General features: G+C 68.0%; 14 protein-coding genes and 1 pseudogene. 5 read left to right on the top strand and 10 right to left on the bottom strand.

Going from position 1 to position 13,234, the window contains the following annotated elements:
* Positions 1 to 11 precede the first annotated feature (11 nt).
* Positions 12 to 1,901: a helix-turn-helix transcriptional regulator gene (locus tag FHU38_RS06420; protein WP_313886675.1), complete on the bottom strand. Its 1,890-nt coding sequence runs from the start codon at positions 1,899 to 1,901 to the stop codon at positions 12 to 14.
* A 184-nt stretch (positions 1,902 to 2,085) separates the two neighbouring features.
* On the opposite strand from FHU38_RS06420, the gene FHU38_RS06415 reads away from it, so the two are divergent.
* Positions 2,086 to 3,510: a Fis family transcriptional regulator gene (locus tag FHU38_RS06415; protein WP_167167626.1), complete on the top strand. Its 1,425-nt coding sequence runs from the start codon at positions 2,086 to 2,088 to the stop codon at positions 3,508 to 3,510.
* Between the two features lie 101 nt (positions 3,511 to 3,611).
* The gene (locus FHU38_RS06410) at positions 3,612 to 4,115 is read left to right on the top strand and encodes a DUF6933 domain-containing protein (protein WP_167167623.1); all 504 of its coding nucleotides are present in this window, start codon (positions 3,612 to 3,614) and stop codon (positions 4,113 to 4,115) included.
* A gap of 53 nt (positions 4,116 to 4,168) precedes the next feature.
* On the opposite strand, the gene FHU38_RS06405 is transcribed toward FHU38_RS06410, so the two are convergent.
* Positions 4,169 to 4,888, bottom strand: coding sequence for a DUF2637 domain-containing protein (locus FHU38_RS06405; RefSeq protein ID WP_167167620.1), 720 nt, complete (start codon positions 4,886 to 4,888; stop codon positions 4,169 to 4,171).
* Positions 4,885 to 5,085: a hypothetical protein gene (locus FHU38_RS06400; RefSeq protein WP_167167617.1), complete on the bottom strand. Its 201-nt coding sequence runs from the start codon at positions 5,083 to 5,085 to the stop codon at positions 4,885 to 4,887. The genes FHU38_RS06405 and FHU38_RS06400 overlap by 4 nt, the downstream gene beginning before the upstream one ends.
* A gap of 198 nt (positions 5,086 to 5,283) precedes the next feature.
* On the opposite strand from FHU38_RS06400, the gene FHU38_RS06395 reads away from it, so the two are divergent.
* Together FHU38_RS06395 and FHU38_RS06390 are read left to right on the top strand one after the other, a co-directional pair.
* Positions 5,284 to 6,279 (top strand): o-succinylbenzoate synthase, encoded by a 996-nt coding sequence (locus tag FHU38_RS06395; protein ID WP_167167614.1) that lies wholly within the window; start codon positions 5,284 to 5,286, stop codon positions 6,277 to 6,279.
* A 426-nt stretch (positions 6,280 to 6,705) separates the two neighbouring features.
* Positions 6,706 to 7,284 (top strand): hypothetical protein, encoded by a 579-nt coding sequence (locus tag FHU38_RS06390; protein ID WP_167167611.1) that lies wholly within the window; start codon positions 6,706 to 6,708, stop codon positions 7,282 to 7,284.
* Here the strand turns inward: FHU38_RS06390 and FHU38_RS27190 are convergent.
* Positions 7,248 to 7,422, bottom strand: a pseudogene (locus tag FHU38_RS27190) (magnesium transporter); the annotation flags it as partial. The gene FHU38_RS06390 and the pseudogene FHU38_RS27190 sit on opposite strands and share 37 nt — an antisense overlap.
* 139 nt (positions 7,423 to 7,561) lie before the next feature.
* Positions 7,562 to 8,683 (bottom strand): epoxide hydrolase family protein, encoded by a 1,122-nt coding sequence (locus FHU38_RS06380; RefSeq protein WP_167167608.1) that lies wholly within the window; start codon positions 8,681 to 8,683, stop codon positions 7,562 to 7,564.
* A gap of 63 nt (positions 8,684 to 8,746) precedes the next feature.
* On the opposite strand from FHU38_RS06380, the gene FHU38_RS06375 reads away from it, so the two are divergent.
* Positions 8,747 to 9,706, top strand: coding sequence for a helix-turn-helix transcriptional regulator (locus FHU38_RS06375; protein ID WP_167167605.1), 960 nt, complete (start codon positions 8,747 to 8,749; stop codon positions 9,704 to 9,706).
* 32 nt (positions 9,707 to 9,738) lie between these two features.
* Here FHU38_RS06375 and FHU38_RS06370 read toward each other — a convergent pair whose 3' ends face one another.
* The 5 genes from FHU38_RS06370 to FHU38_RS06350 form a co-directional block, all read right to left on the bottom strand.
* Positions 9,739 to 10,569 (bottom strand): universal stress protein, encoded by an 831-nt coding sequence (locus FHU38_RS06370; protein WP_313886674.1) that lies wholly within the window; start codon positions 10,567 to 10,569, stop codon positions 9,739 to 9,741.
* Positions 10,570 to 10,663: 94 nt separating this feature from the next.
* Positions 10,664 to 11,083 carry a DUF6292 family protein gene (locus FHU38_RS06365; RefSeq protein ID WP_167167602.1) on the bottom strand — a complete coding sequence of 140 codons (420 nt, stop codon included), beginning with the start codon at positions 11,081 to 11,083 and terminating at the stop codon, positions 10,664 to 10,666.
* A 288-nt stretch (positions 11,084 to 11,371) separates the two neighbouring features.
* Complete coding sequence (locus tag FHU38_RS06360) at positions 11,372 to 12,412, bottom strand: fatty acid desaturase family protein (protein ID WP_167167599.1); 1,041 nt, start codon at positions 12,410 to 12,412, stop codon at positions 11,372 to 11,374.
* Between the two features lie 100 nt (positions 12,413 to 12,512).
* Positions 12,513 to 12,716, bottom strand: coding sequence for a cold-shock protein (locus FHU38_RS06355; protein WP_009155619.1), 204 nt, complete (start codon positions 12,714 to 12,716; stop codon positions 12,513 to 12,515).
* A gap of 245 nt (positions 12,717 to 12,961) precedes the next feature.
* Positions 12,962 to 13,216 (bottom strand): hypothetical protein, encoded by a 255-nt coding sequence (locus tag FHU38_RS06350; RefSeq protein WP_167167597.1) that lies wholly within the window; start codon positions 13,214 to 13,216, stop codon positions 12,962 to 12,964.
* Positions 13,217 to 13,234 lie beyond the last annotated feature (18 nt).

Below are 13,234 nucleotides of genomic sequence, written 5' to 3'. Positions count from 1 at the left end.
GCCTGTCCTTCCTACTGCGTTGTCCGCGTGGAGAGAGTCACCGCGCCGGCGGCGACTCCGTCGATCATGGCCGTGACGAGATCCCGCGTTGCATCCAGGTGCCGCCGCAGGGTGGTCTCGTGGTTCGCTGCGGCAAGAAGCGCCTCTTCCAGCCGCTCCACCTCGGAGGTGTCGAGGATCGGCACGCTCCAGGTCTGCCACTCGGTGGGCTCGTTCGGCAGCCGGTTGATGATCGCCGCCACCGCGTGGGGGCCGATTCCTGCCTGCGAACTGATCCGAAGGATCTTCGACGGGGAGGCCACCAGCGATCCGCCGTGGTCGTCGACCCTCGCGATCGGGTGTGGCCGTTCCGCGAACACCACATCCCCCGGATCAGTTCGGACCGCGCGCGGGTACAGCCGCGCAGCATCGAACGGGTCGAGGCGCGCAGTGCCGTGTAAGTCGGTCGCGGACAGGACCGCGACGGAACCGGCAGGATTGTCGTGACTGTGGTCGATCCGGCTGCCGCGGAGCACTCGTACGTGCCCCAGGTCTTTCAGTTCGCCCAGCGACCGCCTGCGCAGCAACATCGCGCCAGGGGCGCGTTCGGCCAGCACGTCGAAGGGCTGGATCGGCTCGCTCGTCACCAGGGTGGCCGCGTTGATGACGGCGAGGTGCCGCTCGATCTCCGTCGTCGCGAGCCGCAGTGCTCGCACCCCACGGGGCACGACGACAGTGCGGGCACTCAGGATCGGTGGGAGGTCGTGCGGGCGAAGGTAACGGAAAGCACGACCTCGCGTGGCTGTCAACGCGCCGGTCACGTCGGAGGCGAGGTCGCCCAAGTCCAGCTCGTCTCGGGTGAACGCGGCCAGGTCGGCGACCAGCGGCCGTTGCATGGACCCGCCGGTCGCGCAAACCCACAGGCCCAGCGCCTGCCGGTGCGCCTCACGCCACATTCCCCGAGGAAGGCGCAGCGCGACAGCGAGGCTCTCCGAGCGGAGAGTCTGCGCTCGGTGCCGCTCCTGCTGCCCCTGTAGCTCGTCGCACAGGACGCCAGCCGGGCCGATGATGATCGCGAGTTCACCCTCGCCGAGATCGAGCACGAGGTTGTCGACCAAATCAAGCAGCTCGTCGGCGGGCCTGCCGATGGCAGACAACACTCGGACGCCAGGGCCTGCCGCGTCGTCGACGGTCTCGATCTCGCGAATCGCCGCCCTGCGTCTGATGTCCCGCAACTCCGGAGTGCCGCCGGGCACCACGAGATGGGTGAAGGTGTCAGCAAGCGCGAGCGTCACGCTCGACGCCGGGCCGACGTGCACGAGCGGCACGCCCTCGGGGTCGAGGTGGAGGGCGCAGGCTTCGGCGACGGCGTGGATGAGGTCAACTGCGTCGGAGGTGAGATCACGAGTGCCCAGCGTCCGCGCGGCCCTTCCTTGCTCCAGCCGGTCGAGTGCCTCGCGCGGGCCGTACGACGCCTCAACCAGGTCATCGATGAACCGCAGCGTGCAGACGGCCGGCACGGAAGCCTCCACCTCGCGGAACAGCACCCGGTCGTCGGGATCGACACCGCGCGCCAGGGTGATGCGGTTCTCCGCTGTCGTGTCCGCCAGTTCCTCCCCTGTCAATACTGCGAGGCAGAGCCACGTGACGAGTTCGTCCAAGGGCACGTCATCGGGCACGCTCAACGCTGGTGCGTCGAGATTCGCCTCGGGGTTGTTACCTCGGCCAGTGCGCTCCAGCCACTCGACGACGTCTTCGCGGCGGAAGCGCTCCATCCCGCCAGAGACCTCGACAGGGGCGGGGAAGGGCACATGCAGACCGCGGACGCGCGGCCGGTTGCGCCACATGCTCACGACCGGACGACGGACACGAGCGAGATCCGCGACATCCTGCAACGTCAACGTAGGCCCCCCACCTGCCACGACACACCTCCTCGGTCTATCCGCCGACTCACGACACAGAGAGTATCGAGAATGGCCCACATCGCGGGTATGAGAAGTGATAACCCCATTTATCCACGTTCATGTGCGACAACGCCGCCCGGCTCGGCTCAACCTGTGTGGGCCCGCTGTCGATCATCGGCAGCGCTTCCCGCAGGAGAACGCGATGACCCAGCACATCAAGCACCCAGCCCACTTCGACAACGACGCCACAGCGGTCGTCATCGAGCGACTGACGATCCACGACCGCGAGGTCGCACGAGAGGCCCAGCGCTGGGTCTCCGGCGAGCGCGGCCCGCTCGTGGAGAACCTCGACACCCTCACGAGTGCCGACCTGACCAACTACGTCACCGAGGCCGTACGCATCGGCGCGCATGCACTGAGCGTGACCGGACAGGCCCAAGAAGCTCAGGCACTCGAACGACTGCTGAGGGACGTCGGAGACAAGACCGCCCACTCCACCGCCCAGGCAGCCGAACTCACGGCGCGAGCAGTGAAGGAAGCGTCCGAAGCCGTCATGGCGGCGGCCCGTGACGCCAAGACGACCATCACCGACGCGGGCACCCAGAGCCGCAAGGAGCTCACCACGGCGGTAATGACGGCGAAGCAGGACCTCAACACCGAGCTGCGCCGCATCTTCGCTGGTGAGAACCCCGAACTTGTCGAACGCCTCCAGCCGGTGCTCGACAAGTTCAGCACCGATCTCGACGCGAAGGTGAGCGCTGGAACGGCCGAACTGCTGGCCAAGGCCGCTAGGCAGTTCGACCCGTCCGACCCGACTTCCCCAATGGCCAAGCACGCCGCCGAACTCACCGCCCAGCAGGAACAGCTCACCCAGCAACTGGCCAAGCAACACGCCGAGTTGACGAGCAAGATCGAGGAGGTGTCGACCGTACTGCGCGTCCACGAGGCCACGACCGCCCTCGCCAAGGTGACGCCGATCAAGGGCGAGTCCTACGCCGGCTCGGTGCACACCGTGCTGACAGGCATCGCCGCCGGGCTCGGCGACGACTACACGGACACCAGCACGACCACGGGCCGCCTGCCCCGCTGCAAGAAGGGCGACGGTGTGCTGAGCCTGAACGACGGCGCCGCCCGCGTCGTCATCGAGATGACCGACTCGTCGCGCACCGGCTGGACCGACTACTTCGCCGAAGCAGAGCGCAACCGCGATGCCGTCGCCTCGCTCGGCCTCGTCCGCACCATCGACCAGAACGGCAGGCAGACCCTCCGTGTGATCGGCGCGCAGCGGCTCGTGCTGGCCTTCGACCCAGACAACGACAGCCCTGACCTCCTGCGCACCGTGATCATGCTCCTGCGCACGACCGCCATCGCGACGGCAAGCCGCAAGGGCGTCCACCAGGTCGCCACGGCCGAGGAGAAGATCGCCGAAGCGCTCAACCACCTGGTGAAGATCGACTCGGTCAAGAAGCTGTCCGCCACGATCCAGAAGTCGGCGACGAAGATCGACAGCGAGTGCACCGCCCTCAACTCCGCCGTCCGGCGCCTGCTCGACGAAGCGCTTGTCGCACTGGCCGGTGCGACCGGTCCCGAACTCGTCAGCACGGCCGAGTCTCACGGTGCCGCGTGATTAACGGTGAAGGGCGACGTTGCCGCAGTGCCTGGCAACGTCGCCCTCCTCTGTAGCCGGTGCCTGGTCTGTCGCAGTCGTAGGTGGGGGAGGATGGACGGGTGCTGATCGTGCGTGCGACCAAGAAACTGCTGCGTCTGGCGGGTCCGTCAATCGCGCGGGACGACGATCGGGGCACGACGTTGCTGGGTCCGTGGTATGCCACTGTCCTGTTCTGGCGGCCGCGGATCGTGCTGCTGGTCAACGAGACGACGTTGCTGCCCGTGCTACTGCCCTTGGCACCTACAGCGACCCTGAGCAGCAGGATCGCCGAGCAGATCAGCACGGCGCTGACCGTCCGCCAGGCTCCCGCCGCGTTCGTGGACCAGGAACGGCAGCACATGCAGACCGCTCAGCTCGGTGTTACCGCGAACCGCAGCGTGGTGGGCGTCATGACCGAGTTCGCCCGCCTCGCCGAGATCCACCGCCACGACGATCCCACCGTGGACCTCGTCGAACTCGCGGTCCGACTGGCCGCGACCCCTTGCAGCCCGCTGTACAGCAGAAACGTCAGTCCGGACCGCGAACTCATCGCCACCTTGCAGGCGATCACCACCTCACACTGAGCACGCCACCAGTCAGGTTCATCTGTACGCAAAGTCCAGTACGTCCACAGCACTTACTGGACTTCGACGGCCCTGCGCACCGATCTGGAGCGCTGATGATCAACCGTCGCGTCATCCGCGATGCGGCCTTGCCGTCGCCACTCCCGCAGAACGCGACGGCCGTAGTTGTTCGTGCCCGCGATCCGGTCCAGCTCCGCGCCGGTCGGCGTGCGGCCCTTGGCCCGCTCGGTCACGTGGTACGCCCACATCCGCTGCTCGGCGGTCGGCTCGGCCGACGACCGAGACTCGTCCGGGACCACCGCGAGACGCACCACCGGGGCCTTCTCGTCGCCGGTCTCGCCCGTCTCGGTGGTCTCGCTCGTGGTCTCGACGCGGTGCCGTTTGAGCGCGCGGTTGAGCAGCTCGACCGCCAGCAGCAGGGCAAGCGGCGGGCACGCCGCGACCGCCACGGCGAACACGCTCAGCTCAGGAGCCGCCGCCACGTTAGCGCAGAGCGAGAGGCAGATCCCGAACACGAAGGACAACCAGGCAGCCCACCGGCCACCCGTATGGCGGCCGGTCGTCTTCCACAACTCGACTGTGGCCGTGGTCAGGATGCCGTCCACGATCAATGGCCAGATCGCCGCCGTCGCTTCGTCGGCACCGAAGCGCAAGGCGAACTCGCGGCCGTGCCGGTAGGAGGCGTACGCCGCGCCGAGCGCGACCAGTGCAGTGCAGGCGCACTGCACCCACAGCGCCCGGTCCCGCCGAGCCGGGGATGCCGTGGTGCTCACCGCAGCACACCTCCCGCCGCGCACCGCTCGTCGTCCGGGCAGCGGGCGACGCAGGCGAACACCTGCGAGCCGGTCTCCGACCAACCCACCGGCACATGCGGAACCCGGACACGGAGGTAGTCAGCCCCGCACACCACGCAGGCCAGCCCGTCGGCCTGCACGGCCGTCAACCCGGTAATGATCTTGCGGTGGCTCATAGGGAACCACCCGCCACCAAACGACGGGTGCCCACCGGGCGGATCGTGATCTCAGGCCCTTCGACCAGCACCGAGTGGTTCGTATGCTGATGCGTTAGGCCCACCAACATCGTGGTGGCGCGCAGCGCCTCCGATTGCGGCGTCGCCGAGTTGCTCTCCCGCGACCACCACCCGACGTGACGAGGACGGCATCCCCTGATGGCCAACGAGATCGACTTCGACGGCGCCCGCATCTACGCGATCCCCATGCGCACCCGGTTCCGGAACATCACCGTGCGGGAAGGGATGCTGATCGAAGGTCCCGCCGGGTGGGGCGAGTTCTGCCCGTTCGCCGACTACGACGACACCGTGTCCGCCGCGTGGCTGGCGACCACGATCGAACAATGCACCGTCGGCTGGCCCGAACCGGTACGCGACCGCATCCCCATCAACTGCACCGTGCCCGCCGTAGACCCCGAACGTGCCCGCGAGATCGCCGCCAATTCCGGCTGCCGTACCGCCAAGGTCAAGGTCGCCGACCATCCTGAGTCGCTGACCGAAGACCTCGCCCGCGTCGAAGCCGTCCGGGATGCTCTCGGTCCGGACGGTGCGATCCGGGTGGATGCCAACGGAGTCTGGGATGTCGACACCGCCGTGTCCCACATAGGCCAGCTCGACAAAGCAGCAAGCGGGCTCGAATACGTTGAACAGCCCTGCTGGACCGTCGAGGAACTGGCCGCCGTCCGCCGACAGGTCGAGGTGCGCATCGCCGCCGACGAGTCCATCCGCCGCGCTGAGGACCCGCTGCGTGTCGCTGTCGCGGGCGCAGCCGACGTCGCAGTCATCAAGTGCACCCCACTCGGCGGCGTACGGCGTTCGCTGGAGGTTGCCGAAGCCGCTGGACTGCCCTGCGTGGTGTCGTCCGCGCTGGAAACCAGCATCGGCCTCGCCGCGCAGCTCGCCCTGGCGGGTGCCCTGCCCGACCTCGACTTCGCCTGCGGCCTCGGCACCCTCTCACTGCTGGAAGGCGACCTCGTGGCCGACCCGCAGTCGCTGCGACCAACAGACGGCTACCTGCCCGTGCCGCGCACGCCACCCACTCCGGACCCGACCCTGCTCGAGGCCTACCAGCTCACCGACCCCGACCGAGCCGCATGGTGGCGCGACCGACTCGCCCGAGTCCGGGCCGCGCACGGGACCAACCGCGCCGACTGACCGCCGGTCCTCACGCCGGTACCGCCGACCGCGATCAGAATGCCGCACCTCAGTGGACAGTGCGGCTGCCCCCACCACGTCGTAATGGACAGGAAATGGCCTTCGTGGCCGCGGCAGCCGTAAAGGTCGATCCCTTGTGATCCGTCCATACTCACCAGTGCCCCGAGTATCGGCGCGACGCCGAGATGAACAACGGAATCCGCGCCGTGCCAACCGATCGATGGGGTCACGGGTGCGACAACACCACCGCGTCAAAGCGGGGAGCTCGTCGATGCTCAATGCGGTTGACCAGACCCTTGCCGAGGTAGGCCTACTGTCCGCGATGCAGGGAGTTCGGATCGGTCAGCACGCTGACGTTCCGTCGCCGGTCGTCGCGATCAGGCGGCCCGGCGAGTGTTCAAGGGCGTTGCCGGGTAATCCGTGGTCATGACGGTGAAACGCGTCCTGTGGGAAGGTTTCGTGGCCGGTACGGCGGGAACGGTCGCTATGACGTTGTCGGAGCGCGTGGAGCAGCGGCTGACGGGTCGGCCCGACTCGCATGTGCCCGGCCGCGTGCTGGCCCGCCTGGCGGGTACGCCCGAACCCAGGGGCAAGCGGCTACGGCTGCTGAACTGGGTTATGCACTTCGGCCAGGGCGCGCTGCTCGGCGTGCTGCGCTCGACGATGGCACACGCGGGACTGCGCGGAGCCTCGTCCTCGGCGCAGTTCGCCGTCGTGAGGCTGACCAACGACCAGATTCTGGAGAACGCCACCGGTGTCGGTGCGCCGCCACCCACCTGGCCTCGCACGGAACTCGTGGTCGACCTGCTGCACAAGACCAGCTACGGGTTCGCCACCGGGCTCGTCGCTGACGCGCTGGCCGCCCGCAGCGGCCCTGGCCCCGGCCAGCGGCATGCCGCGGTACTCCCAGGGCGGCACCCGAACGTGAGCCCACTACCCCGTAGCAGCCGCAGGGCCCGACGACCTGCTCATACTCCCAGCACAAGGCGGGCCAGCACGAAGTAGATGATCAGGCCGGTGGCGTCTACCAGGGTCGATGCCGAGACGGTTGGCAAGCAGCGGCATGGTCGCTCCGGTGGTGGCCGCCCAGCCGCACACCAGGATCAGCGACAGCGCGATGGCCGCGACGGGGAAGTCGACGAGACGGCACGCACCGCGTCCGCGAGGCCGAGTTCGTCGGCGATCTCGTGCGGGTGTATTGGGCGAGCCAGTCCCGCAGCGTGGGAAGGTCGTTGGTCTCCAGGAGTTGGCGCAGGTCCTGCACGGCCGGGACGGCCCGAGGTCAGCGCAGTTCGGCGAAGAACGCGCGGAGGTCGGCGGCGTAGTCGCCGGGACGGTCCATGGCGATGAAGTGGTGTCCGGCCGGATTGTGCTCGGGCCAGTGCACGATGGTGTTGTCGCGTTCGGCGAGCCTGCGGACTCCTGGAGCACCGCTGTATACGCCGGTCGGCGCGACCTTTTGCCCTTCGGGCCAGTTGAACCCGGTGCTGTCGTAGTACAGCCATGCCGACGACCCGAAAGTGCCGGTGAGCCAGTACAGGCTCACGTTGGTCAGGAACAGGTCACGGGCGATCGCCTGCTCCAGTGGCCTGTCGCTGGCGTTGAACTCGTGGAACTTCTGTGTCATCCAGGCCAGCGCCGCCACGGGGGAGTCGTGCCAGCCGTAGGCGAACGTCTGCGGTGCCGTGCCGAGCAGTCCGTGGTGGTCCACTCCGTTCATCCAGTCCTGCTTCGCAAGCTCGGCATAGGCTTCGCGCTCGCCGTCGGTGAGCTCCGAAACGTCGTCCTGGCTGGGAAAGCCCAGCCCGCCGGTGATGTAGACACCGACAACGTGGTCAGCAGCGGCAGTTGCCGTCGCGGGTGCGACGTAGGCGCCGAAGTCACCGCCCTGGGTGCCGTACCGGTCGTAGCCGAGGCGCCGCATGAGTTCGGCCCAGGTCCGCGCTACGCGTGCGGCGTTCCAACCGGTCTCGCGGGGCGGGGAGGAGAACCCGAAACCGGGCAGCGAAGGCACCACCACGTGGAACGCCTGCTCGGCGTTTCCTGGCCTGGCGAGCAGGTCGATGAGGTCCACGAACTCCACGATGGAGTTCGGCCAGCCATGGGTGAGAATCAGCGGCAGCGCGTCCGGCTCGGGCGATCGCACGTGCAGGAAGTGGATGTCGAGGCCGTCGATTTCGGTGAGGTACTGCGGGAACTCGTTCAGCCGCGACTCGTGGCCGCGCCAGTCGTATTCATCGCGCCAGTACGTTGCCAGCTCTCTCAGGTAGCTCACCGGGACCCCTCGGCTCCACCCTTCGCCGGGCAGTTGCCCCGGCCAGCGCACCAGGTCCAGCCGGGAGCGCAGGCTGTTGAGCTCGGCTTGCGGGATTTCGATGCGGAACTCTCGGATGTCTTCGCTCATGTTGGACAAGCTAGCTTCGATGTAGGCCAGATCCTGTCCTATATTTCGGGCATTCTGGAAGCCATGACAGATCCCTCGGCGCGGTTGCTGCGGCTGCTGTCCCTGTTGCAGACCCCGCGGGAATGGCCTGGCAGCGAACTTGCCCGGCGGCTGGAGGTCAGCCCACGCACCGTTCGCCGGGATATCGAGCGGCTACGTGCGCTGGGCTACCCGGTGGAAGCGGCGCTGGGAGCCGAAGGTGGTTACCGGTTGGTCGCAGGGACGGCCATGCCGCCGCTGCTGCTCGACGACGAGGAGGCGGTGGCCATCGCGGTCGGTCTGCGGATCGCCTCCGGTCACGCGGTGGAGGGCATCGAGGAGGCAGCGGTGCGGGCACTGACCAAGCTGGAACAGGTGCTTCCCTCCCGGCTGCGCAGGCGGGTGGGCGCGCTGGTTTCGGCGACGGTTCCGATGCTGGCAGGGCTCGGCCCGAAGGTCGATCCGGAAACCTTGACCGTACTGGCCACAGGTAGCGCGGGCCGCGAGCGGCTGCGCTTCTCCTATCGGGCGGGTGACGGCGCCGAGACCAACCGCCTGGTGGAGCCCCACCGGCTGGTTTCGATGGGCCGTCGCTGGTACCTGCTCGGCTTCGACACCGACAGGGACGACTGGCGCATCTTCCGGGTCGACCGGATCGGGGCGCCACTGCTGACCGGCGTGCGGTTCAGCCCTCGGGACCTGCCCGCCGAGGACGCGGCCGCCTACGTCACCAGCAAGTTGTACTCGCTGGCCCCCACCTATCGGGCATTCGTGACCCTGCACGCGCCGGTCGAGGTGGTGAAAGCAGGCTGGGGCGGCGCGGGTGGCGAAGTGACGGCGCTGGACGAGCACACCTGCCAACTACACAGCCATGCCGACACGCTGGAGTGGCTCGCCTTCCGCCTCACCATGCTCGGGTTCGATTTCGATGTGCACGAACCGCCGCAGTTGGCCGAGTACTTGCGGGCCTTGGGTGCTCGGGCTACGCGCGCGGCGGGAGGCTGACCGCGACCGGGCCGGACCGCTTCGCCCGTCGGCTATCCCCTCGCGACGAGCACGTCGGAGGGCGCCTGCCGCAGCACGTGCTGCGCGACGGTGCCGAGGAGGGCGTGTCCCAGGTGGAAGTGTGTCCCGCTGCCCACGACGGTCAGGTCCGCCCCGTACCGCTGCGCCAGTTCGGGCAGCACGCCGCGTGGCTCGCCGGACTCGACCTTGATCGCGCTGGGGGCGGGTTCGAGGTCGCCCGCCAGTTCTTCGATCCGGGGTCGGACCCGTTCGGTGCTCACCTCGCGCAGCCGATCGAGGTCGCCCTCCTCGATCCCACGCATACGCATGAGGTGCTCACCGACGACCACGCTGACATGTACGAGGATGTGGTCGGCTCCTGGGGTGAGCGAGGTGCCCAACCCAGCCGCGACCGCCGCGTGTCGGGATGCCTCCACAGCGAGGAGCACGGTGCGGTAGGCGCCCTCGACCTGGTTCTTCACCACAAGCACCGAAGTCACACTGGCGCGTACCAGGTTCTCGGTGGTGCTCCCGACAAGCACGCCCCGTTTCCAGTGCCCGCCGCGCTCGCCAACCACCAGCAGATCGGCAGCGCGCTCGACGGACTCGGACACGGTCACCGACGCGGGCTTACCCTGCCGCACGACGGTCTCCACCTCGACCTCCGGCGCGTACTTCTCGACGTGTGAGCGCAGCCGCTCCGCTGCGAAGTCGACGAGTTCTGGTTCGACGTCGAACGGCACCACGTGCACGGCGGTGAGCCGCGCCCCGTGTTCGGCGGCGAGCAACCCGGCCCGCCTCACCGCCTGCCCGGAGCGGTCGGACAGGTCGGTGGCGACCAGTATTCGGCGAAACCGCGTCACGAAACACCACCCGCCTCGACATCGGATACAGCCCTGACTGGCAGGCTAGCGGCGGGTCAGCGGTTCGGCCGGGTGACGTTTCCCAGCAGCGGGCTCACGATGCCGCGTACTTCTCGAGGCGATGGGCGAGCGTTGTCCTGTCGACGGGGTGGAAGCTCTCGACCGCCTCGCTGGCAGGCTCCGTGCCGCTCAGCGTGTTGGCCACGAACGCGGCGACTTCGACTGGCGCGGGTAGTAGCTCGTCGACGAACTGCGCGAGCACCTGCTGCCGTTCGTTCGGGGCGGTTTCGACGGCGATCCACCACCCGAGGCGCTCGCTCCAGTTGAGCATGAGGTCGTGGTCGGGGTGGGCGGGCCCGCGAGCGGTCAGGCCGAGGTAGCCGGTGGCCGTATCACTGATCTCGAAGCTGGTGCCTTCGGCGGGAAGACCGATCGCCGCGGCGACCGCCCTGATGTAGCCGCCGAGTCCGCGAGCCAGGGCAACAGAGCTGTCATGGCTGCTTTCGGTGTCCATGCCGACCACGCTAGGGGCGCCGGCGGCCGGTCCTCGACCGCCGGAAAGGTGCCGTCCGCCGCACACCACGGCGGCCGAACCGCTTACCGTTGCCGTCCCCGTGGTCGGCGCTGAACGCCGCCGGCGCGTGGCGCGCGGAAGTCGGGCGAGTCGGCATCGTTCGTCGCGTCGCCTTTGCCCGTTAGCTGCCCGTAGTCGATGGGTTCTTCTCGTTCGCTGTGGCTGAACAGCACAGGCTGCACAGCTGCCGGTGATGGCATGGGACTCCTCAATGGGCTGTGCCCGCGGCTATTTCGCGACGCGGGGCGCGGCGCGCAACGGCGCGCCGATGGAATGCAGATGGCGCAGCACCTCGGCGTAGGAGGCGAAGGCGCCGGTTTGGGCGTAGGGAAGGCCGATCCGCCTGCAGTACTGCTCGACCAGCGGCTGCGCATGTCGCAGGTTTGCCCTTGGCATGCTGGGGAAAAGGTGGTGCTCGATCTGGTAGTTCAGCCCGCCGAGGGCGAAGTCGACGATGCGGCCCCCTCGCACATTGCGTGAGGTGAGGACCTGCTTGCGCAGGTGGTCGAGCTTTTCACCCGCGGTGAGCATTGGCATGCCCTTGTGGTTCGGGGCGAACGACATTCCGAGGTAGACGCCCCACAGTCCCTGGTGGATCGCGATGAAGGCGATGGCCTGCAACGGCGAGAGTACGACGAAGACAGCGGTCAGGTAACCGACGATGTGTGCGGCGAGCAGGGTCGCTTCCAGCCGGGTCGCCTTGACCTCGCGACGCAGTACGGCTTGGACGCTGGAAAGGTGCAGGCTCAGTCCCTCTAGCAGCAGCAGCGGGAAGAACAGGAACGCCTGGTACTTCGCCGTCCATCGCTGGAAGCCGCGCTTTTCGGCGGCTTGGCCGTGGCTGAACGCCAGCAGCGGGATGTCAAGATCGGGATCGTCGTCCTCGTGGTTGGGGTTGGCGTGGTGCCGGTTGTGCTTGCCGACCCACCACGCGAAGCTGAGTCCCACGAGGCCACCGTGCACGTATCCGACTATGCGGTTGGCGCGGCTGCCACGGAAAATCTGCTTGTGGCCCGCGTCGTGGCCGATGAAGGCCAGTTGGGCGAACACGATCGCGAGGAACGCCGCGACCAGCAGTTGCCACCAGGACGAACCGAGCAGTGCGAAGCCCACCCAACCAAGGGCGAGCAGCACCGCGTTGACGGTGAATTTGAGGGCGTAGTCGCCAGGTCTGCGCCTGAGGAGTCCACGCTGCTTGATGCTGCGGGTCAACTCGGCGAATTCGCTGCCTGGTCTGGACGGGGCGGTGGGGGTGCCGCTCGAGGTCATGGACCACCGTGGGCTTTCTGTGAGTTTCGAATGGTTTCGCCTGCCCCCGGCGGTGTCCTGCCCGCCACCCTGTGCGGGTGACGGGCAGGGCGAGCTGCACTCAGAGAGTGCGAACCCCAGTGGCCTGCGGGCCCTTGGCGCCCTGGCCGACGTTGAACTCGACCCGCTGCCCGTCCTCGAGGCTGCGGAAGCCGCGAGCGTCGATCTCCGAGTAGTGCACGAAGACGTCGGCGCTGCCGTCGTCGGGGGCGATGAAGCCGAAGCCCTTCTCGCCGTTGAACCACTTCACGGTTCCCTGTGTCATCTTGTCCCCTTCCAGGAGCCGGTTCGGCGCCCGCACTGCGCGGACGCGGGGTAGCCGCAGGTCGAGACGGCCACCACTTCGGCGATTACGAAGACAAGCGACACGTCCGCACCGAGATTCCGCGGACGTGAGAACACGAACACGCAAAAACTTGCGACTGCATGGGTAACGTCACCGGCGTACCGGGTTGTTCCCCGTATGCACACACTACCCCACGATGGGTGCCTGTGGTGCCGGGCCCGGGTCTACTCGTCGTGCTCCGACCATGCCGAGACGTCGGAGTCGTCGATCGAGGGCAGTCCGGTGGCGTGGCCGTTGGACACGGCGGCCTGCTGGTCGGCGTGCTCGTCGAGCAGATCCCCGGCCTCAATGAGGGCCGCGGCTACTTCGCGTTGCGAGGTGACGGGCAGGCGGCCTTGACGCAACCCCTCGATGACCCCGGGAAGATCGTTACGAAGAGCGACGAGCGCGGTCAACACCTCGTGCACTCCTTGCTCCATGCGGTAACCCTCCTCAGT

The sequence above is a fragment of the Saccharomonospora amisosensis genome (assembly GCF_011761185.1).
GTDB lineage: Bacteria > Actinomycetota > Actinomycetes > Mycobacteriales > Pseudonocardiaceae > Saccharomonospora_A > Saccharomonospora_A amisosensis.
This window is presented reverse-complemented; position numbering and strand designations above follow the sequence as displayed.

Coding starts and splice junctions, on each gene's coding strand:
- FHU38_RS06355 (WP_009155619.1), bottom strand. CDS start 12,716: ATGACACAGGGAACCGTGAAGTGGTTCAACGGCGAGAAGGGCTTCGGC.
- FHU38_RS06375 (WP_167167605.1), top strand. CDS start 8,747: ATGACAGATCCCTCGGCGCGGTTGCTGCGGCTGCTGTCCCTGTTGCAG.
- FHU38_RS06360 (WP_167167599.1), bottom strand. CDS start 12,412: ATGACCTCGAGCGGCACCCCCACCGCCCCGTCCAGACCAGGCAGCGAA.
- FHU38_RS06380 (WP_167167608.1), bottom strand. CDS start 8,683: ATGAGCGAAGACATCCGAGAGTTCCGCATCGAAATCCCGCAAGCCGAG.
- FHU38_RS06400 (WP_167167617.1), bottom strand. CDS start 5,085: ATGAGCCACCGCAAGATCATTACCGGGTTGACGGCCGTGCAGGCCGAC.
- FHU38_RS06390 (WP_167167611.1), top strand. CDS start 6,706: ATGACGGTGAAACGCGTCCTGTGGGAAGGTTTCGTGGCCGGTACGGCG.
- FHU38_RS06395 (WP_167167614.1), top strand. CDS start 5,284: ATGGCCAACGAGATCGACTTCGACGGCGCCCGCATCTACGCGATCCCC.
- FHU38_RS06415 (WP_167167626.1), top strand. CDS start 2,086: ATGACCCAGCACATCAAGCACCCAGCCCACTTCGACAACGACGCCACA.
- FHU38_RS06365 (WP_167167602.1), bottom strand. CDS start 11,083: ATGGACACCGAAAGCAGCCATGACAGCTCTGTTGCCCTGGCTCGCGGA.
- FHU38_RS06350 (WP_167167597.1), bottom strand. CDS start 13,216: ATGGAGCAAGGAGTGCACGAGGTGTTGACCGCGCTCGTCGCTCTTCGT.